Below are 20,791 nucleotides of genomic sequence, written 5' to 3' on the forward strand. Positions count from 1 at the left end.
ATCAGTCGGCCAACTCCAAAATTCTCGCCACCAACTGCGAGAAGCTTAATCCAAACTGGCGCGCCGCCATCGGCACCAGGCTATGACTGGTCATGCCCGGAGAGGTGTTCACCTCAAGCAGATAGAAGCGGCCATCGCTGTCTTGCATCACGTCGACGCGGCCCCAGCCGCTGCAGTCCAGACCGCGGTAAGCGCGCAGCGCCAACGCTGCCATCTCGGCTTCCTGCTCGGCGCTCAAACCGCTCGGGCAGAAGTACTGCGTGTCGTCCGAAATATACTTGGCCTGGTAGTCGTAAAACACGCCGGCCGGCTGGATGCGGATCGACGGCAGCACCTGGTCGCCCAGAATCGCTACGGTGTATTCCGGGCCGCTCAGCCACTTCTCCACCAGCACGTCGTCGTCATGGCGGAAGGCCTCTTCCAACGCGGCTTCCAACGCGGCGCTCTCGGTGACCTTGCTCATGCCGACGCTCGAGCCTTCGCGGCTCGGCTTGACGATCAGCGGCAGGCCGAGATCCGCCACGCGCGCCAGCAGCGCCGCTTTATCGGCGCCGAGGTACTGCTGGCGATTCAACGCCACGTAAGGCGCCACCGGTAAGCCCATCGACTGCCACACCATCTTGGTGCGCCATTTGTCCATGGTCAGCGCCGAGGCCATTACGCCGCTGCCGGTATAAGGCAGCTCGAGGAACTCCAGCAGCCCTTGCAGGGTGCCGTCCTCGCCGCCGCGGCCGTGCAACGCGATAAACACTTTGGTGAATCCCTGCTCTTTCAGCTGGGTCACCGGGAAATCGCGGGTATCGACGCCGTGCGCATCGATACCGGCTTCGCGCAACCCGGCCAGCACGGCGGCGCCGGATTGCAGGGAAACGTCACGCTCAGCGGAGGTGCCGCCCAGCAGAACTGCAACTTTATCAGCCATGGTGCTCCTCCTCTTTCTTCGGCGGCTGCAGCTTCAGCTCAGCCAGTTTACGGGCGATTTTGCCCACGTTGCCGGCGCCTTGCACCAGCACCAAATCGTCATCCTGCAGCAGCTGCGCCAGCGTTTCCGGCACGGTGTCGGCATCGGAAACCAGAATCGGATCCAGCTTGCCACGGCTGCGGATGGTGCGGCACAGCGAACGGCTGTCCGCGCCAGGGATCGGCGCTTCGCCGGCGGCGTACACGTCGAGCATCAGCAGCACATCCACCTGCGACAGCACGTTGGCGAAATCGTCATACAGGTCGCGGGTACGCGTATAGCGGTGCGGCTGGAAGATCATCACCAGACGCTTGTCCGGCCAACCGGCGCGCGCCGCTTTCAACGTGGCGTCCACTTCGGTCGGATGGTGGCCGTAATCGTCTACCAGCATCGCGCTGCCCGCTTTGCCGTTGACCGGCTCCAGCGGGAACTCGCCGAGGAAGTCGAAGCGGCGCCCGGTGCCCTGGAACCCCGCCAGCGCGCGCAGAATATCTTCGTCGTCGATGCCTTCTTCGGTCGCTACCGCCACCGCCGCCGCCGCGTTCAACGCATTGTGGCGGCCCGGCGCGTTCAGCGTTACCGTCAGCAACGGCTTGTCCTGACGGCTCAGGGTAAAGTGCCCCTGCGGCCCAATCTGCCGGTAGTCTTCGATGCGCACATCGGCATCTTCACTGAAGCCGTAGGTGGTGATATGGCGACCCACGCGCGGCAACAGCTCACGCACTACCGGATCGTCGATGCACATCACCGCGCGGCCGTAGAACGGCAGGTTGTGCAAGAAATTGATAAACGTCTGTTTCAGGTTCTCGAAGTCGCCCTGGTAGGTGTCCATGTGGTCGGCTTCGATGTTGGTGACCACGGCCACCATCGGCTGCAGATGCAGGAACGACGCATCGCTCTCATCCGCTTCCGCGATCAGATAACGGCTGGACCCCAGTCGCGCGTGGGTGCCCGCCGCCTTCACCAGCCCGCCGTTGACGAAGGTCGGGTCCAGGCGAGCTTCGGCATAAATGCTCGAGACCATCGCCGTGGTGGTGGTTTTGCCATGCGTGCCGGCAATAGCGATGCCGTGACGAAAACGCATCAGCTCCGCCAGCATTTCAGCGCGGCGGATCACCGGGATGCGCGCTTCACGAGCGGCGACGATCTCCGGGTTGTCGGCAGAGATGGCGGTAGAAACCACCACCACGCTCGCATCCAGCACGTTTTCCGGGCGGTGATTGAAGTAAATCGTCGCCCCGAGCGCGCTCAGCTGTTGGGTCACCGGATTCGGCGCCAGGTCGGAGCCGCTAATCTGATACCCTTCGTTTGCCAACACTTCGGCGATACCACCCATGCCGGCGCCACCGATGCCGACAAAGTGAATGTGCCGGACGCGACGCATCTCGGGCACGATAGTACGTAGTTTCGCCAGTTGTTGTGTATTCATCACTCTCTCTAATCCGGACCCGGTATCCCGGCCCTACATCACATTGCTTTTATTCAGGTTCGGCGCACCGAACCCCTGCACTCGTTACTTGGCAAGCCGCACCAGCTCCGCCGCCACGCGCTCGGTGGCGTCAGGAATGGCGACCGCGCGCGCTTTCTCGGCCATGGCCAGCAGCGTCTTGCGATCCCAGCTCGCCAGCAGTTCGGCCACCACATCGGCGTTGAACTGCGGCTGTTCGATAATCTTCGCCGCGCCGGCTTGTTCCAGCGGACGCGCGTTCCAGTACTGCTGACGATCTTTATGCATGAACGGCACGAAGATCGCCGGCAGCCCCGCCGCCGCGATTTCGCTGACGGTCAACGCGCCGGAGCGGCAGACCACCACGTCGGCCCAGGCATAGGCGGCGGCCATATCGTCGATGAACTCGGTCACCTTGTGCTGCGTCTGCCCTACCCTTTCGTAGTCACGCTGCACCGTTTCCAGCGCGCCCTTGCCCACCTGATGCCAGAGCGTAATTCTATCGCCCAAACGCGCCGCGACTTCAGGAACTGTCTGATTCAGCACGCGCGCGCCCTGACTTCCGCCAATGACCAGCACGCGGATCGGGCCTTCGCGCCCTTGCAACCGCTCCGCCGGCAACGGCAGCGCCAGCACGTCGGTACGCACCGGGTTGCCCACCACCTCGGCGTTCGGGAACGCGCCGGGGAAGGCCTGCATCACTTTGGCGGCGATGCGCGCCAACCAGCGGTTGGTCAGGCCGGCAATGCCGTTCTGCTCGTGCAATACCACCGGGATACCACACTGCCAGGCCGCCAGGCCGCCGGGGCCGGAAACGTAACCGCCCATCCCCAGCACCACATCCGGCTGATAGCTGCGCATGATGGCTTTCGCCTGGCGCACCGCCTGCCAGATGCGCAATGGCGCGGTCAGCTGGGCCTTCAGGCCTTTGCCGCGCAGGCCGGAGATGCGGATAAAATCAATCTCGATCCCGTGCTTCGGCACCAGATCGGCTTCCATTCGGTCTGCGGTTCCGAGCCAGCGCACCTGCCAGCCCTGCGCCATCAGATGATGCGCGACCGCCAGCCCCGGGAACACGTGCCCGCCGGTACCGCCTGCCATCACCATTAAACGCTTAGGTTTCCCGCTCATCCCTTACCTCTTCACAAACGCCTGAGCCTTGGTCAGGCGCGTTTCATAATCAATTCGCAGCAACAGCACGATGGCCGTCGACATAATCAGCAGGCTCGAACCGCCGTAACTGATCAGCGGCAGCGTCAGACCTTTGGTCGGCAGCATACCCGCGGCGGCGCCGACGTTAACCAGCGCCTGGAAGCTGAACCATACGCCGATCGCACAGGCCAGGAAGCCGGAGAAGCGCTGGTCGATCTCCAACGCGCGGCGCCCGATGGACATCGCGCGAAAAGCGACGAAGAATACCATTAACAGGGCTAAAACCACACCGATATAGCCCAGTTCTTCCCCCAAAATGGAGAAGATGAAGTCGGTGTGCGCTTCCGGCAAATACTCCAGTTTCTGCACCGAGTTGCCGAGCCCCTGTCCCCAGAACTCGCCGCGGCCAAACGCCATCAGCGACTGGGTCAGCTGGTAGCCGCTGCCGAACGGGTCGGCCCACGGGTTCCAGAACGAGGTCACGCGGCGCATACGGTACGGTTCCGCGATGATCAGCAGCACCACGGCGAACACGCCGGAACCGATGATCGCCAGGAACTGCCACATTTTCGCGCCGGCCAGGAACAGCATCGCCAGCGTGGTGATGAACAGCACCACCACGGTGCCGAGATCCGGTTGCGCCAGCAGCAGCACCGCCAACACCACCATCACGCCCATCGGCTTACAGAAGCCCCAGAAGTTGCTGCGCACCTCTTCCACCTTGCGCACCAGGTAGCTTGCCAGGTAGCAGAACAGCGACAGCTTGGACAGCTCCGCCGGCTGAATACGCAACGGACCGAGCGCAATCCAGCGCGATGCCCCGTTCACCGAGCTCCCCACCACCAGTACGATCAGCAGCATCACTATCGACATCAGCAACATAATGTTGCTGTAGCGCTGCCAAACTTCCATCGGGACGCGCAGCGTCACCAGCGACAGGCCGAACGCCAGGCCGAGATACAGCGCATCACGTTTGGCGAACAGGAACGGATCGTCCGCCAGGCGTTGGCCGATCGGCATCGACGCCGAGGTCACCATCACGAAGCCGATGATCGCCAACCCGAAGGTCAGCCACAGCAGGGTGCGGTCGTACAGCACCATGTTGACCGCGTCGTTGTCGCGCGCGCCAGTCACCCAGTCTTTCAGCCGTTCAGTCAGCCCGAAGTTCGGCAAGCGTAGTTTCATCCGCCAAGCTCCTGCGCCAGGCGGGCGAACTCGTCGCCGCGCACTTCAAAATTACGGAACTGATCGAGGCTGGCGCAGGCCGGCGACAGCAACACCATATCGCCGGGCTGTACGTGGCCGGCGATGGCGCGCATCGCCTGCTCCATAGTCTCGGTCAGCGTCGCCACTTCCGGCCGCAGCTGCGCCAGCTGGGCGCCGTCGCGGCCAAAGCAGTACAGACGCACGTTGTCGCCCTGCAGATAACGCGCCAGCGGCGAGAAATCGGCGGACTTGCCGTCGCCACCCAGCAGCAGATGCAGCGTACCGTCCACCTGCAGGCCGTTCAGCGCCGCTTCGGTGCTGCCGACGTTGGTGGCTTTGGAATCGTTGATCCAACGCACGCCGTTGTGCTCCCAGGCCAGCTGGAAGCGGTGCGCCAGGCCGGTGAAGGTGGTCAGCGCCTTCAGGCTGGACGCGCGCGGAATGTTGACCGCATCCGCCAGCGCCAGCGCCGCCAGAGCGTTGGTGTAATTGTGGCGGCCGGTCAGCTTCATCTCGCGCGTATTCAACACCTTCTCACCGCGCACCCGCAGCCAGGTTTCCCCCTGCTGACGGTTCAGGTGATAGTCGCCCACATCCGCGCCGAAGCTCACGCAGCGCTCGTCGGCGCCGCGCACCGGCATGGTCAGCGCGTCGTCCGCGTTCACCACGCACACTGCGGCGTTTTCATAAACGCGCAGCTTGGCGCCGCGGTACTGCTGCAGGCCGAACGGATAGCGATCCATATGGTCTTCGGTCACGTTCAGAATGGTCGCCGCCGCCGCCCGCAGGCTATACGTCGTTTCCAGCTGGAAGCTGGACAGCTCCAGCACATACAGCTGGCATTCCTGGCGCAACAGGCTCAGCGCCGGCAGGCCGATATTGCCGCCCACGCCTACCGCCCAACCGGCGGCCTTCGCCATCTCGCCCACCAGGGTGGTGACGGTGCTTTTGCCGTTCGAGCCGGTGATCGCCACGATCGGCGCCTGCGCCTCACGGCAGAACAGCTCGACGTCGCCGACGATCTCCACGCCGGCATCTGCCGCAGCGCTCAATGCCGGAGTCGCCAACGCGACGCCCGGGCTGGCGACGATCAGATCCGCCGCCAGCAGCCAGTCCTGATTCAGATCGCCCAGATGGCGCTCCACGCTTTCAGGCAGTTTGTCCAACCCTGGCGGCGCGATACGGGTATCCATCACGCGCGGCGTCACGCCGCGCGCCATGAAGAAATCGACACAGGACAGGCCGGTGAGGCCCAACCCGATGATGACGACTTTTCTACCCTGATAGTCTGCCATGATTAACGCACCTTCAGCGTTGCCAGGCCAATCAGCACCAGCATCAGCGAAATGATCCAGAAGCGCACGATCACGCGCGGTTCCGGCCAGCCTTTCAATTCATAGTGGTGGTGAATCGGCGCCATGCGGAAAATGCGTTGCCCGCGCAGCTTGAACGATCCCACCTGCAGGATCACCGACAGCGTCTCTACCACGAACACGCCGCCCATGATCACCAACAAGAACTCCTGGCGCAGCAGCACCGCAATGGTGCCCAGCGCGCCGCCCAGCGCCAGCGAACCGACGTCGCCCATAAACACCTGGGCCGGGTAAGTGTTGAACCACAGGAACCCGAGGCCGGCGCCGACGATGGCGGTACACACGATCACCAATTCACCGGCATGACGCAGATACGGGATATGCAGGTAGTTGGCGAAGTTCATGTTGCCGGTCGCCCAAGCCACCAGCGCGAAACCGGCCGCCACAAATACCGTCGGCATGATCGCCAGGCCGTCCAGACCGTCGGTCAGGTTGACCGCGTTGCTGGTGCCGACGATGACGAAATAGGCCAGCAGGATGTACAGCAGGCCCAGCTGCGGCATCACGTCCTTAAAGAACGGCACAACCAGCTCGGTGGCTGGCGTGTCTTTTCCTACGGCGTACATGGCGAATGCGACGATCAGCGCAATCACCGACTGCCAGAAATACTTCCAACGGGCGATCAGCCCCTTGGTGTCCTTACGTACCACCTTGCGGTAGTCGTCGACGAAACCGACGATGCCGTAACCCACCAGCACGAACAGTACGCACCAGACATAGGGGTTGGACGGGTAAGCCCACATCAGCACCGAAATGGTGATGGAGGTCAGGATCATGATGCCGCCCATGGTCGGCGTGCCGCGCTTGCTGAAGTGCGACTCGGGGCCGTCGTTGCGCACCACCTGGCCGAAGGACATTTCTTGCAGACGCTTGATCACCCGCGGGCCCATCCACAGCGACAGGAACAGCGCGGTCAGCAGGCTGACAATGGCTCGGAACGTCAGGTAAGAAAAGACGTTGAAGCCTGAGTAATATTTGACCAAATGCTCGGCCAGCCAAACTAACATGGTGCTTTCTCCTGTAACGCGCGTACTACCTGCTCCATTGCGGCACTACGTGAACCTTTGATTAACACGGTGATGACCGCATGTTCCGACAGTAATTCCGCCACGCGCGCGATCACTGCTGTCTTGTCCTGATAATGTTCGCCGTTGCCGGAGGCTTCGCTCAGTACGCGGCTCAAACCGCCGACGCTGATGACTTTGTCGACCCCGGCCAGACGGGCGGCTTCACCCACCTGACGGTGGCACTCTTCCGCTTCTGCGCCCAGCTCGGCCATATCGCCGACCACCATCACGCGGTAGCCCGGCATTTCCGCCAGCACCTGCGCCGCCGCGGTCATCGACCCGACGTTGGCGTTATAGCTGTCGTCCAGCAGCAGCTTGCCTTCGGCCAGCGCCACCGGGAACAAACGTCCCGGCACCGCCTGCAATTGTTTTAACCCCTGACGCACCGCTTCCAGGGTGGCGCCTACCGACATCGCCAGCGCCGTGGCCGCCAACGCGTTGGCCACGTTGTGGCGCCCCGGCAGCGGCAGTGCGATCTCGGCGCTGCCGAACGGGCTGTGCAGCGTGAACTGCGTGCCTGCGCCGTTCACCCGCACCTCGTCCGCGAAGAAGTCCACGCCTTCGGCGGCCTGCGGTGAGAAGCGCCAGACGGTTTTGCCGCCCAGCATGCTCTGCCAGTGCGGCCAGTCATTGTTATCGGCGTTGATGATCGCCACGCCGTCGGCCGGCAGGCCGGTAAAGATTTCACCTTTCGCCTGGGCGACGCCGGCCAGCGAGCCGAAGCCTTCCAGGTGCGCAGCCGCCAGGTTGTTCACCAAAGCGGTCTGCGGACGCGTCAATGCGGTGGTGTAAGCAATTTCGCCAATGTGGTTAGCGCCCAGCTCTATCACGGCAAAATCATGCTGCGGCTCCAGACGCAACAGCGTCAGCGGCACGCCGATATCGTTATTGAAGTTGCCGGCGGTATGCAGCACTTCGCCGCATTCACGCAGAATGGCGGCGGTCATTTCTTTCACCGACGTCTTGCCCGAGGAACCGGTCAGCGCTACCACGCGCGCCGGCACCTGCTGACGCACCCAGGCGCCAAGCTGCCCCAGCGCCAGACGGGTGTCTTGCACCACCAGCTGCGGCGCGTCCACTGATAAGCGCTTACTGACCAGCAGCGCTCCGGCGCCTGCGGCTACGGCATCCGCCGCGAAGTCGTGAGCGTCGAAACGCTCGCCTTTCAGCGCCACAAACAGGCAACCGGCGGTCACCTTGCGGGTGTCTGTCGTCACCTCGACAATTTGGCAATCGGCGCCAATCAGTTCAGCGCTCAATACCTCAGCCAGTGTCTGAAGAGAGACAGGGATCATGCCAGCACCCCCAGCAGTCGGGCGACCGTCGTGCGGTCGGAGTAATCCAGGCGGCGGTTGCCCACCAGCTGATAATCTTCGTGGCCTTTGCCCGCCACCAACACCACATCCTGCTCCTGCGCCTGCATGATGGCGCTGGTCACCGCTTCGGCGCGGCCGTGGATCACCAACGCCTGCCCGGCGTCCAGCAATCCGGTCAGGATGTCGTTGATGATCGCGCGCGGCTCTTCGGTGCGCGGGTTGTCATCGGTGATCACCACGCGATCCGCGAACTGCTCGGCGATGCCGCCCATCAGCGGGCGCTTGCCCTTGTCGCGATCGCCGCCGCAACCGAAGACGCACCACAATTGCCCCTGGCAGTGCAGGCGCGCGGCTTCCAACGCTTTCTCCAGCGCATCCGGCGTGTGGGCGTAATCCACCACTACCGTCGGTTTGCCCGGCGCGTTGAACACTTCCATGCGGCCGCAGACCGGCTGCAGACGGTTGCCGGCTTCCACCAGCGCCGCCAGCGGATAGCCCAGCGACAGCAACGTCGCCAGCGCCAACAGCAGGTTGCTGACGTTGAAAGCGCCCATCAGGCGGCTTTCAATCTCGCCGTCGCCCCAGCTGGAGCTGAAACGAATAGTGGCGCCGTTGTCGTGATAGTCGACCGCCGTGGTTTTCAGCCAGCGGCCGTGGCAGCCCGGCAGCAGGTTGTCCTGCATCGTCACCGCTACCGCATCCGGCAATTTGCCCAGCCAGCGCTGACCGACTTCATCGTCGGCGTTGATGATCGCCTGCCCCACGTTGTGGGCGGCGAACAGCGACCATTTGGCCGCTTCGTAATTGGCCATATCACCGTGGTAATCCAGGTGATCGCGGCTCAGATTGGTGAAGACCGCCGCAGCGAACGGCAGCGCCGCCACCCGGTGTTGCACCAAACCGTGGGAAGAAACTTCCATGGCGGCGAAGGTCGCGCCCTGTTCAGCCAAATCGTTTAATACGTGTTGAACATCCACCGCAGAACCGGTGGTATTCTCGGTCGGACACACCTGGCCCAGCAGGCCGTTGCCGACGGTGCCCATCACCGCGCTGGTTTCGCCCAGCAGTTGGCTCCACTGCGCCAGCAGCTGCGTGGTGGTGGTTTTGCCGTTGGTGCCGGTCACGCCGACCAGGCGCAAGCGCTCGCCCGGCTGGTGGTAAAAACGCCCGGCCAGCGCGGAAAGACGCTGGTTCAATTGGCTCAGGTAGATCACCGGCACGCCATGCATCTCAACGATGGCGCCGTCTTCGGCCTGACCGTCAGCCTCGGCGATCACAGCGGCGACGCCCTGCGCGATGGCCTGCGGAATATAGCGGCGCCCATCCGTTTGATGGCCGACAACGGCGACAAACAGATCCCCGGCAGCCGCCACACGGCTGTCTAATGTCATTTCCCGCAGCGCGCGCCCGGGTGCCGTCGGCACCCACGGGGCGAGTAAGTCGCGCAAATTACGATCTGCCACCTGAACCCTCTTTCTTGTTAATCACTAATTCGCTTTTGTCACCGGTAGGCAACGCGTCAGGCTCGACGTTCATGGTGCGCAATACGCCGCCCATGATCGCGCCGAACACCGGCGCGGAGATTGCGCCACCATAGTACTTCCCACCCTGCGGGTCGTTGATGACGACCACCAGGGCAAAACGGGGGTTACTTGCCGGCGCGACGCCGGCGGTATAAGCGATGTATCGGTTGACGTATTTGCCGTCCGGGCCCACTTTTTTCGCGGTACCGGTCTTGATGGCGATACGGTATCCCTTGATGGCGGCTTTCACGCCGCCGCCGCCCGGCAAGGCCACGCTTTCCATCATGTGCACCACGGTGCGCACCAGAGGTTCAGGGAAAACGCGTTCGCCGGCGACCGGAGGGTCAACCTTGGTGATCGACAATGGGCGATACACGCCCAGGCTGCCGATCGTTGCATAGACTCGCGCCAACTGTAACGGAGTTACCATCAGCCCGTAGCCGAAAGAGAAGGTGGCCCTCTCTATGTCAGACCACCGTTGTTTTTTTGGGTATATGCCACTGCTTTCTCCGACCAGCCCCAAATTGGTCGCTTTTCCCAGCCCAAAGCGAGAGTAAGTATCTACTAACGCTGAGGACGGCATCGCTAACGCCAGCTTTGAAACACCGACGTTACTCGACTTCTGCAAGATCCCGGTCAATGACAGCTCCGAGTACCGCGCCACGTCTTTGATTTCGTGGCCCTGAATGCGGTACGGGATGGTGTTCAGCACGCTGTTTTCTCGCACCACGCCGTTTTGCAGCGCGGTCATCACCACCATCGGCTTCACGGTTGAACCGGGTTCAAAAATATCGGTGATAGCGCGGTTACGCATGGTCTCTTTCGGCGTACCGGCCATGTTGTTCGGGTTGTAAGACGGGCTGTTGGCCATCGCCAGCACTTCGCCGGTGTTCACATCGATCAGCACTGCGGTGCCCGATTCGGCCTTGTTGAACGCCACGGCATTGTTCAGCTCGCGATACACCAGCGCCTGCAGGCGCTCATCGACGCTCAGCACCAGGTTGTGCGCCGCCTGGCTGTCGACGGAGGAGATATCTTCGATCACGCGGCCGAAGCGGTCCTTGCGCACCGTTCTCTCGCCCGGTTGCCCGGTCAGCCAGCGGTCGAAGCTCTTCTCGACGCCTTCAATGCCTTGTCCGTCGATGTTGGTCACGCCGATGATGTGCGACGTCACCTGCCCCGCCGGGTAGTAACGGCGCGATTCCTGCCGCAGGTAGATGCCCGGCAGCTTGAGTTTGTGGATGTAGTCGCCGATCGCCGGGTTAACCTGGCGAGCCAGATAAACGAAGCGCCCTTTCGGGTTGGCGTTGATACGGTTGGAGAGTTGGTCCAGCGGGATGTTCAGCGCATCGGAAAGCGCTTTCCAACGGCTGTCCAGCGTGATGCCGCCGCGCTCGTTCAGCTCTTTCGGATCGGCCCACACCGCATTGACCGGCACGCTGACCGCCAACGGGCGGCCGGCGCGATCGCTGATCATGCCGCGCGCGGTCGGCACTTCCTGCACGCGCAGCGAACGCATGTCGCCTTCTTTCACCAAGCGATCGGGATTGATGACCTGCAGGTAAGCGACGCGCAGCATCAGACCGACCATCGCCAGCAAAATACAGCCGCACAGCAACGCAAAACGCCAGCTGACAAAGCTGGCCTGATCTTCCTGGCGTCTCATCTTACCGGGGCGCGCTGCTTTCATGCGTTTCCTTTCTACTCCGTGTCATTATTCCGGTTAAACCATTCATTGTTTAACGATGATATTTTCCTGCGATGGATCAACATGTTGCATCTGCAGTTTTTCTGTCGCGATACGTTCAACCCGGCTGTGATCGCCGAGGGCGTTCTCTTCTAAAATCAGGTTGCGCCACTCGATGTCCAACGCATCGCGCTCCAATACCAGCTGCTCGCGCTCGGCGGTCAGCAGGCGGGTGCGGTGCGCGGTGGTCACCACGAAAATCGCGGAGACCAGTGACGCAATCAGTAAAATCAGAGGGATCTTGGCGTTGCGCAGCAGATCGCCGCCAATGACCCCAACCAGACCGTGACGTTCGTTGCCGATCACGCGGGCATCCTCTCAGCAATACGCAGCACCGAGCTGCGCGCACGCGGGTTGTCCGCCACTTCCGCTTCCGACGGCATCATTTTGCCCAGCGCTTTCAGCGTCCGGCCGCCCATGCCGCGCAGCTGTTCTTCGGTCAACGGAATGCCGGCCGGCACCTGAGCGCCGCGGCTATGGTGACGCATAAAGCGTTTGACGATGCGGTCTTCCAGCGAGTGGAAGCTGATGATCGACAAACGGCCCTGTGGGGCCAGTACTTCCAGCGCGCCGTCGAGCGCACGCTCGATCTCTTCCAGCTCGCTGTTGATATAGATGCGGATCGCCTGGAAGCTGCGCGTCGCCGGGTGCTTATGCTTTTCCCGGAACGGACTGGCATCGGCGATCAGATCCGCCAGCTCTTTAGTGCGCGTCATCGGCTCCACGCGGTTTCTTTCCACGATGGCGCGCGCGATGCGCTTGGCGAAACGCTCTTCGCCAAAGGTTTTCAGCACCCAGGCGATGTCGTCCGCTTCAGCCTTCATCAGCCATTCTGCGGCAGACAGGCCGGTGGACGGATCCATGCGCATGTCCAACGGACCGTCGCGCATAAAGGAGAACCCGCGCTCTGCGTCGTCAAGCTGCGGCGAGGAAACGCCCAGATCGAGCAGAACGCCGTCGATCTTGCCCACCAGTTCGCGTTCCCGCACATAGTGCGACAACTCGGAGAATGGGCCGTGTACGATGGTAAAACGAGGATCTTCAATAGATTTGGCGGCTGCAATCGCCTGAGGGTCACGGTCAATCGCCAGCAAGCGCCCTTCCGGCCCCAGCTGGGACAGAATCAGACGAGAATGGCCACCGCGACCAAAAGTACCGTCGATATATATGCCGTTGCTGCGGATATTGAGGCCGTTGACGGCTTCGTCCAGCAGGACGGTGGTGTGTTTATAGTTTTCCAACATGCTTATAGCGACAAGTCCTGTAGCCGCTCAGACAACGGTTCCTGAGTCGACTGTTCAGCGTCAATATCATCCTTGACTTGTTGATACCAGGTCTGTTCATCCCACAGTTCAAACTTGTTGAACTGACCGACCAGCATCACTTCTTTCGTGAGCCCGGCGTGTTGCCGCAGCGTATTGGCGAGCAGCAAACGACCGGCACTATCCATCTGACACTCACTGGCATGCCCCAGCAGCAGGCGCTGAACGCGGCGCTCGGCGGGATTCATGCTCGACAGACGTGATAATTTTTGTTCAATAATTTCCCATTCGGGCAAAGGATAAAGCAGCAGGCAGGGCTGATGGAGGTCAATGGTACAGACCATTTGGCCTTGCGATTCCTCGTTGAGCAATTCCCGATATCGGGTAGGTACGGCGAGCCGCCCTTTGCTGTCGAGGTTGACCATCGTCGCTCCACGGAACATTCCTGAGCTACCCCTTAGTGACCGTTTTCACCACTTTACCCCACAAATTCCCACACAATGGAGTTTACGGAGGGTATGAAAACCTTGTCAAGCCAGAGCGGCAGCGCTTTGGCAATATTTCTCTGGTCATTTTGGGAGCTGACTCGCGAAAGAAACTCTGATTATTCGACGATTAAAAATTAACACCATGATAAACGGAGAGAATTTTCTAAGCGGAAAGAATCTGATTAAAAACCTGGCGAACTGGCGATTAATTAACTCATTACTTCCTTCTGCAAGCCATGTCTCATTTTTCAGCTCGGCAATCTCAGGGCTGTAACCGCTGGCGAGCCGCGCCCGCCAAGGCTCGGCGTTTGGCGAACCGTTCGCGGAATAAGGCCATAACTCCTTGAGTTAATAACGCTCAATCGTTATTCACCGTCAAACCGCGCGCTATTTTACTTCAATTCACGCACCAATGATGAGGCCGCGACAAAAATAAATGGCTCGGATATTACGAGCAGAAGCAATTTCTATTTAAATCAATTTGGTAAGATTATTCCCAAAATACCTGTTTACAATTATGGTTTCATTTTCTTACACCTTTATTTCCACAATTTTTTCCGGAAAAAATCCCTACCTGGCCAAAAAAAACCACAACACTATGTTTTTAATGAATTTATTCAAAAACACCGATTTTAATCTCTCCGCCCCATCCTGCCACCCGGTTCTGCGGGACAAAAACCGAACAAATGTTAAAAATAAAAATATAAAACTAGTTAAAAAACACAATGCAGATTAGTAAACTACTAAAAAATCAAAAACCAAGAATTAACAACCAAAAAATAACAATTTAACAGTATCTTAACCAATAAAAGGAGCCACTCATGCTTTCGCCCGCCGCCCACTGGCGCAGTGCCGCCGCCGATACGTTCGCGTTGGTGGTGTACTGCTTTATCGCCGGCATGGCGATCGAGGTGTTGATCTCCGGCATGAGCTTCCAGCAATCCCTCTCTTCCCGCCTGCTGTCGATCCCGGTCAACATCCTGATCGCCTGGCCTTACGGCCGCTATCGCGATCTGTTTATTCGCACGGCGCGCCGCAGCCCGCGCGGCCAGTTCCTGCTGCGCAATCTCGCCGATTTGCTGGCCTATGTCAGCTTTCAGTCGCCGGTTTATGCCGCCATTCTGTGGAGCGTCGGTGCCGACGGCCAGCAAATGCTGGCGGCAGTAACCAGCAATGCGCTGGTCTCCATGGCGATGGGTGTGGTGTATGGCTACTTCCTGGAGTATTGCCGGCGGCTGTTTCGGGTGACGGGTTACGTCTAAGACAGGAGCCCGGTCATGCGGACCCCTGCTCGACGGCGAACTATTTGCGGCTCAGGCTGCCGCGGCGGAACAGATTGCGACGAATGCGCGTCAGCCCCGGTTTAGGTTTACGCGGTTCGTCCAGGCTGGCCAGCACCAGCTCCAGCACGCGCTCGGCCACGTCGCGATGGCGCTGCGCCACCGCAAGCACCGGGCACTCGAGGAAATCCAACAGTTCATGATCGCCGAAGGTGGCGATCGCCAGATCGGTCGGCAAACGGCCGCGTTGCTTCAACGTCACGTCCATCACGCCCTGCAGCAAAGAGAACGAGGTGGTGAACAACGCCTGCGGCATCGGGTGAGTTTTCAGCCATTCGGCAAACAGCGCTCCGGCGGCTTCACGCTCGTAGCTGTTGGCGTACAGGTAATCGACGTGGCGGGGGTCCTCTTGCCAGGCCTGGCGGAAGCCCTGCTCGCGCAGGAAGCTGACCGATAGCTCCGGCAAGGCGCCCAGATACAGCACCGATTCCGCCGGGAAGGTGCGCAGCTCTTGCGCCAGCGCAAAGGCGTCTTCCTGATCGGCGCCCACGACGCTGATGAAATGCTCGCGATCCAACGCGCGGTCCAGCGCGATGATCGGCAGCGGATCGTTGGCCCAGCGTTGGTAGAAAGGGTGCTCCGGCGGCAACGCGGTGGAAACGATGATGGCGTCCACCTGGCGCTGCAGTAGGTGTTCAATGCAGCGCATTTCGTTGTCCGGCTGATCTTCGGAACAGGCGATCAGCAATTGGTAGCCGCGCTGGCGCGCCTGACGCTCCAGGTAGTTGGCGATGCGGGTATAGCTGGTATTTTCCAGATCCGGGATCACCAGACCGATAGAACGGGTACGCCCGGCGCGCAGCCCCGCCGCGACGGCATTCGGGTGATAGTTATGCTCCCTGACCACGGCCATCACTTTCTCGACGGTTTTATCGCTGACACGATACTGCTTCGCCTTGCCGTTGATGACGTAACTGGCCGTCGTGCGCGAAACGCCCGCGAGACGCGCGATTTCATCCAGTTTCACATTAACCCCTTAATGACGCTGAAAATAGAAGTGAAGGCTGTGCTCGGATTAACCATGACATCCCGTGCGGTTATTCAATCCAGCCTCTGCGATCTAACAGCAGAAAACACTGCCTAGCAACCGCTTTTGCCGAAAGGTGCCAGCAATCGGGCAAAAAATACCGAAAAACAAAGGGCGCAGCCACGCCGCGCCCCGATTATTCGCCAGCAGACCGCGCTCAGCGCATGATTTTGTCGCCGCGCGACACGCCGACCACGCCGGAGCGCGCCACTTCCACGATTTCCGCCACGTCACGCACCGCACTCAGGAAGGCGTCCAGCTTGTCGCTGGTGCCGGCCAATTGCACCGTGTATAGCGTTGCCGTCACATCGACGATCTGCCCGCGGAAGATGTCGGCGCAGCGTTTCACCTCTTCACGGCCATAGCCGCTGGCCTGCAGCTTCACCAGCATGATCTCGCGCTCGACGTGAGCGCCCTGCACCAGTTCGCTGACGCGCAGCACGTCCACCAGCTTGTGCAATTGCTTTTCGATCTGCTCCAGCACTTTCTCGTCGCCGACGGTCTGGATCGTCATGCGCGACAGCGTCGGATCGTCGGTCGGCGCCACCGTCAGGCTTTCGATGTTATAACCGCGCTGGGAGAACAGCCCGACCACGCGCGACAAGGCGCCGGATTCGTTTTCCAGCAAGACAGATAAAATACGGCGCATGATCAGGTCCTCTCCGTTTTGCTAAGCCACATTTCGTCCATGCTTCCGCCGCGGATCTGCATCGGGTAAACATGTTCGGTTTCATCGACGGTCACGTCGACGAACACCAGCCGCTCTTTTTCCGCCAGCGCCTGCGCCAGCTTGCTTTCCAGCTCATCCGGCGTGCGAATGGCGATGCCGACATGGCCATAGGCCTCGGCCAGCTTGACGAAGTCCGGCAGCGAATCCATGTAAGACTGCGAGTGGCGGCCGGAATAAATCATGTCCTGCCACTGCTTCACCATGCCCAGATAACGGTTGTTGAGGTTCACCACCACCACCGGCAGGTTATATTGCAGCGCGGTGGACAGCTCCTGAATGTTCATCTGGATGCTGCCGTCGCCGGTAACGCACACCACGGTTTCCTCCGGCAGCGCCAGCTTGACGCCCAATGCCGCCGGCAGGCCGAAGCCCATGGTGCCGAGGCCGCCGGAGTTGATCCAACGGCGCGGTTTATCGAACGGATAATAAAGCGCGGCGAACATCTGGTGCTGCCCCACGTCCGAGGTCACATAGGCGTCGCCTTTGGTCAGACGATGCAGGGTTTCGATCACCGCCTGCGGCTTGATGGTGCCGCTGTTTTTGTCGTACCCCAAACAGTCGCGGGCACGCCACTGTTCGATAGACTGCCACCAGTCGCGCAACGCATCGTGATCCTGCGCCTTGTCATCCTGCGCCAACAGCTCCAGCATCTGCACCAACACCTGTTTGGCGTCGCCAACGATCGGGATATCGGCATCCACCGTTTTGGAGATCGAGGTCGGATCGATATCGATATGCAGCACGGTGGCATCCGGGCAGTATTTGGCGAGATTATTGGTGGTACGATCGTCGAAACGCACGCCGACGGCGAAGATCACATCGGCATGGTGCATGGTTTTATTGGCTTCATAGGTACCGTGCATGCCAAGCATGCCGATGCTCTGACGATGAGTGCCGGGGAAGGCCCCCAACCCCATCAGGCTGCTGGTTACCGGCAGATTCAATTGCTCCGCCAACGACAGCAGTTCGGCTTCGCAACCGGCGTTAATCGCGCCGCCGCCGACATACATCACCGGCTTTTTGGCCGCCAGAATGGTTTGCAACGCACGTTTGATCTGCCCGCGGTGGCCCTGCACCGTCGGGTTGTAGGAACGCATGCTCACGTCCTGCGGGTAGGCATAAGGCATCCGCACCGCCGGGCCGACGATGTCTTTCGGCAGGTCGATCACCACCGGGCCGGGCCGGCCGCTGGAAGCCAGGTAAAATGCCTTCTTCAACACCGCCGGGATGTCTTCGGTGCGTTTCACCAGGAAGCTGTGTTTCACCACCGGCCGTGAAATGCCCACCATATCGCACTCCTGGAAGGCGTCGTAGCCAATCAGCGAGCTGGGCACTTGCCCTGACAGCACCACCATCGGGATAGAATCCATATAGGCGGTGGCGATGCCGGTAATGGCGTTGGTGGCGCCCGGGCCGGACGTCACCAGCACCACGCCCACCTCGCCGGTGGCGCGCGCGTAGCCGTCGGCCATGTGCACCGCCCCTTGCTCGTGACGCACCAGAATATGATCGATTCCGCCGACCGTATGCAGGGCGTCGTAGATATCGAGCACCGCCCCACCGGGGTAGCCGAATACATGTTTAACGCCCTGATCGATCAACGATCGGACGACCATCTCGGCTCCTGACAACATCTCCATGGGTTTGCCTCCAGGCTTGCTTATTCTTCTCTGGCGCTGGAACGTAGCGCCTACTGCGGGGCAATGCCCCAAAATTTTTATGGGTTGTCGCTATCGAATTAACATAACGTCAGAATATGGGGCAGGCAAACGGCAAAATGGCTTAACCGCAGCGGGGTTATTGCCAAGCGGCTGGAGATCGCGGCTTTATAAAAACAATGCGCTAGCCCTGGGGTTGTCAGGCTAGGCATTGTTTCGAACAGAGGGGAAATTACAGAACTAAATCAGGCGAAGAATATGCCGATTTTTTCGCCGGGCTCGCGGCCTGGCATCGGCCTCAGGCCTGTTCCCGGTACATCGAGTCGATTTCGCTCTGATAGCGCTGCAGGATCACTTTGCGACGCAGCTTAAGCGTTGGCGTCAGCTCTCCCAGCTCCATGGAAAAGGCCGCCGGCAGCAAAGTGAACTTCTTCACCTGCTCGAAACGCGCCAGCTCCTTTTGCATCTCGCGCAGGCGCTTCTCGAACATCTCAAGGATCTCACCGTTGCGCAGCAGCTCCAGGCGATCCTGGTATTTCAGGTTGACTGACTTCGCGTACTCTTCCAGCGACTCAAAGCACGGTACGATCAGCGCGGAAACGAACTTGCGCGCATCGGCGATGATCGCCACCTGCTCGATAAAGCGATCTTGCGCCAGCGTGCCTTCCAGCATCTGCGGCGCGATATATTTGCCGCCGGAGGTTTTCATCAAATCCTTCAGGCGCTCGGTGATGAACAGATTGCCCTCTTCATCGATCGCCCCGGCGTCGCCGGTTTTCAGCCAGCCGTCTTGGGTAAAGGTCGCGGCGGTTTCCAACGGCTTGTTGAAATAGCCGCGCATCACGATCGGCCCGCGCACCTGGATTTCATTTTCCTCGCCGATGCGCACCTCAACCTCCGGCAGCGGCTTGCCGATAGAGCCGAAGCGAAAATGCCCCTCTTCCCAGCAAGACACGGTCGCACAGGTTTCGGTCATGCCGTAGCCGTACTTGATGTTGACGCCCATCGCCTGGAAAAACAGGATCACATTGTCATCCAGTTTGGCACCCGCTGCCGGCAAGAAGCGCACCCGGCCGCCGAGAATGCCGCGCAGCTTGCTCAACACCAGCTTGTCGGCCCAGCGGTGGGAGAGTTCGAACAGTTTGCCCAACGGTTTGCCGGCGCGCTCCTGCAGGAACTTGCGTTCGCCGCAGACGATCGCCCAGTGGAACAGCGCGCGGCGCAGCCAAGGGGCGCGCGCCACTTTCTCATGCACCGCGCTGAAAATCTTCTCGTAGAATCGCGGCACCGCGCACATCAGCGTCGGGCGCACCTGGCCCATCGCTTCCCGCACCCAGTCGGTGTTCGGCAGGAAGACGTTCTGCGCGCCGGAATGCATGACAAAGAAGCTCCAGGCTCGCTCGAATACGTGCGACAACGGCAGGAAGCTGAGCGACACATCCTCTTCGCCGACCGTCAGTCGTTCATCATGCAGGTAGAGCTGCGCCGCCAGGTTGCGGTAGTCCAGCATGACCCCTTTCGGTTCGCCGGTGGTGCCCGAGGTATAGATCAGGGTAAAGAGATCCTGCAGGTCGCACTCTTCAATGCGCTGCTGACGTTGAGCGGTAAAAGCCGCCGGATCGGCAGCGCGCTCGAAGGCGCTCAGATGTTGTGCGATCTCGCAGCCACGCAGATCGGCGCCCTCGTCGAACACGATGATATGACTCAGCTGCGGGCAGACGCCGCGCAACGCGATGGCGGCATCCAGCTGCGCCTGCTCGCCGACGAACAGGATGCGGATGTCGGCGTCATTGATGACGAACGCCGCCTGCGCCGGCGTATTGGTGGAATAGAGCGGTACGCTGACGCCGCGCAGATGCAGGATCGCGAGATCGGCCAGCGACCAGGCCATGGTGTTGTTGGCGAAAATGCCGATGCGCTCTTGCACTTCGGCCCCCAGGGCCAGCAGCCCAGCGGCAATGCGATCAATACGGGCAGCGGCCTCTCCCCAGGTCAGTTGAAGCTCACCGTTGGGCGACCATTGGCGAAACGCTGTGCGATCCTCGCGGTGGGTAATTTGATGCTGTATACGATGGATCAAATGGTATTGCAGCAGATTATTGATCATAGTGCTCTAAGCCTGAAATGAATCAAACAGTTAAGCCAGAACGACGCCTTGCGGTTCTCATCTCAGCTTACACGTGTTTACTTTTTTCTGCGCAGTCTACCTACTCTCAGACAGAGGGAAAAGCGATTTCAGCGTAGAAGTGTGAGCTAAAACACGGGCTAACTTCGTCGCTTTCATCGCCAGGACAAAACGGCGGGGAAAAGAGGGGGTGATGCCGATAAAATGCGGTCCATTCGGACCGCCGCATCAGATTAGTTTAAAATTCCAGTCGGAAAGACAAAATCAGAATATAAATTTATATTAATTATTTTTGGCAAACGAACCAACTCACCCTGAAAATAAGTTATTTAATCGCCGTAAAACCAAGAAACATCTTAATAAAAACAC

Annotated in this window: 17 protein-coding genes; 1 reads left to right on the forward strand and 16 read right to left on the reverse strand. The window is 60.3% G+C overall.

The annotated features are described in order from the left end of the window. Position 1 precedes the first annotated feature (1 nt). The 12 genes from AC6BYQ_RS16490 to mraZ form a co-directional block, all read right to left on the reverse strand. Complete coding sequence (locus tag AC6BYQ_RS16490) at positions 2 to 922, reverse strand: D-alanine--D-alanine ligase (RefSeq protein ID WP_498057228.1); 921 nt, start codon at positions 920 to 922, stop codon at positions 2 to 4. Then, on the reverse strand, positions 915 to 2,390 hold the full coding sequence (gene murC / locus AC6BYQ_RS16495) for a UDP-N-acetylmuramate--L-alanine ligase (protein ID WP_074055947.1): 1,476 nt from the start codon (positions 2,388 to 2,390) through the stop codon (positions 915 to 917). Before murC ends, AC6BYQ_RS16490 begins: the two co-directional genes overlap by 8 nt. Positions 2,391 to 2,474: 84 nt before the next feature. Continuing rightward, the gene (gene murG / locus AC6BYQ_RS16500) at positions 2,475 to 3,539 is read right to left on the reverse strand and encodes an undecaprenyldiphospho-muramoylpentapeptide beta-N-acetylglucosaminyltransferase (protein ID WP_025159642.1); all 1,065 of its coding nucleotides are present in this window, start codon (positions 3,537 to 3,539) and stop codon (positions 2,475 to 2,477) included. Positions 3,540 to 3,542: 3 nt separating this feature from the next. Beyond that, positions 3,543 to 4,745 carry a cell division protein FtsW gene (ftsW, locus tag AC6BYQ_RS16505; RefSeq protein WP_063918156.1) on the reverse strand — a complete coding sequence of 401 codons (1,203 nt, stop codon included), beginning with the start codon at positions 4,743 to 4,745 and terminating at the stop codon, positions 3,543 to 3,545. Then, a complete protein-coding gene (gene murD / locus AC6BYQ_RS16510; protein WP_025159641.1) occupies positions 4,742 to 6,061 on the reverse strand; it encodes a UDP-N-acetylmuramoyl-L-alanine--D-glutamate ligase in 1,320 nt (439 codons plus the stop codon). Before murD ends, ftsW begins: the two co-directional genes overlap by 4 nt. A gap of 2 nt (positions 6,062 to 6,063) precedes the next feature. Continuing rightward, the gene (gene mraY, locus AC6BYQ_RS16515; RefSeq protein ID WP_004932782.1) at positions 6,064 to 7,146 is read right to left on the reverse strand and encodes a phospho-N-acetylmuramoyl-pentapeptide-transferase; all 1,083 of its coding nucleotides are present in this window, start codon (positions 7,144 to 7,146) and stop codon (positions 6,064 to 6,066) included. Continuing rightward, a complete protein-coding gene (murF, locus tag AC6BYQ_RS16520) occupies positions 7,140 to 8,501 on the reverse strand; it encodes a UDP-N-acetylmuramoyl-tripeptide--D-alanyl-D-alanine ligase (protein WP_498057229.1) in 1,362 nt (453 codons plus the stop codon). The genes mraY and murF overlap by 7 nt, the downstream gene beginning before the upstream one ends. After that, positions 8,498 to 9,985, reverse strand: a complete 1,488-nt coding sequence (murE, locus tag AC6BYQ_RS16525; protein ID WP_498057230.1) for a UDP-N-acetylmuramoyl-L-alanyl-D-glutamate--2,6-diaminopimelate ligase — start codon at positions 9,983 to 9,985, stop codon at positions 8,498 to 8,500. The genes murF and murE overlap by 4 nt, the downstream gene beginning before the upstream one ends. Further along, positions 9,972 to 11,735, reverse strand: a complete 1,764-nt coding sequence (locus AC6BYQ_RS16530; RefSeq protein ID WP_019455066.1) for a peptidoglycan glycosyltransferase FtsI — start codon at positions 11,733 to 11,735, stop codon at positions 9,972 to 9,974. The genes murE and AC6BYQ_RS16530 overlap by 14 nt, the downstream gene beginning before the upstream one ends. A gap of 42 nt (positions 11,736 to 11,777) precedes the next feature. Then, positions 11,778 to 12,098 (reverse strand): cell division protein FtsL, encoded by a 321-nt coding sequence (gene ftsL, locus AC6BYQ_RS16535; protein ID WP_015376645.1) that lies wholly within the window; start codon positions 12,096 to 12,098, stop codon positions 11,778 to 11,780. Next, complete coding sequence (gene rsmH, locus AC6BYQ_RS16540) at positions 12,095 to 13,036, reverse strand: 16S rRNA (cytosine(1402)-N(4))-methyltransferase RsmH (RefSeq protein WP_004932794.1); 942 nt, start codon at positions 13,034 to 13,036, stop codon at positions 12,095 to 12,097. The genes ftsL and rsmH overlap by 4 nt, the downstream gene beginning before the upstream one ends. Before the next feature lie 2 nt (positions 13,037 to 13,038). Continuing rightward, positions 13,039 to 13,497, reverse strand: coding sequence for a division/cell wall cluster transcriptional repressor MraZ (gene mraZ, locus AC6BYQ_RS16545; protein ID WP_025159638.1), 459 nt, complete (start codon positions 13,495 to 13,497; stop codon positions 13,039 to 13,041). 866 nt (positions 13,498 to 14,363) lie between these two features. Here mraZ and AC6BYQ_RS16550 point away from each other — a divergent pair. Continuing rightward, on the forward strand, positions 14,364 to 14,804 hold the full coding sequence (locus AC6BYQ_RS16550) for an L-alanine exporter AlaE (RefSeq protein ID WP_019455064.1): 441 nt from the start codon (positions 14,364 to 14,366) through the stop codon (positions 14,802 to 14,804). Positions 14,805 to 14,844: 40 nt separating this feature from the next. Here the strand turns inward: AC6BYQ_RS16550 and cra are convergent, their stop codons facing one another. The 4 genes from cra to AC6BYQ_RS16570 form a co-directional block, all read right to left on the reverse strand. Then, positions 14,845 to 15,849 carry a catabolite repressor/activator gene (gene cra, locus AC6BYQ_RS16555; protein ID WP_004932801.1) on the reverse strand — a complete coding sequence of 335 codons (1,005 nt, stop codon included), beginning with the start codon at positions 15,847 to 15,849 and terminating at the stop codon, positions 14,845 to 14,847. Between the two features lie 217 nt (positions 15,850 to 16,066). Beyond that, positions 16,067 to 16,558 carry an acetolactate synthase small subunit gene (gene ilvN, locus AC6BYQ_RS16560; protein ID WP_025159637.1) on the reverse strand — a complete coding sequence of 164 codons (492 nt, stop codon included), beginning with the start codon at positions 16,556 to 16,558 and terminating at the stop codon, positions 16,067 to 16,069. 2 nt (positions 16,559 to 16,560) lie between these two features. Further along, the gene (gene ilvI / locus AC6BYQ_RS16565; protein ID WP_025159636.1) at positions 16,561 to 18,279 is read right to left on the reverse strand and encodes an acetolactate synthase 3 large subunit; all 1,719 of its coding nucleotides are present in this window, start codon (positions 18,277 to 18,279) and stop codon (positions 16,561 to 16,563) included. Between the two features lie 316 nt (positions 18,280 to 18,595). Further along, positions 18,596 to 20,404 (reverse strand): AMP-dependent synthetase/ligase, encoded by a 1,809-nt coding sequence (locus AC6BYQ_RS16570; protein ID WP_498057231.1) that lies wholly within the window; start codon positions 20,402 to 20,404, stop codon positions 18,596 to 18,598. Between the last annotated feature and the right edge of the window lie 387 nt (positions 20,405 to 20,791).

Source organism: Serratia sp. LTN-2 (genome assembly GCF_059740205.1).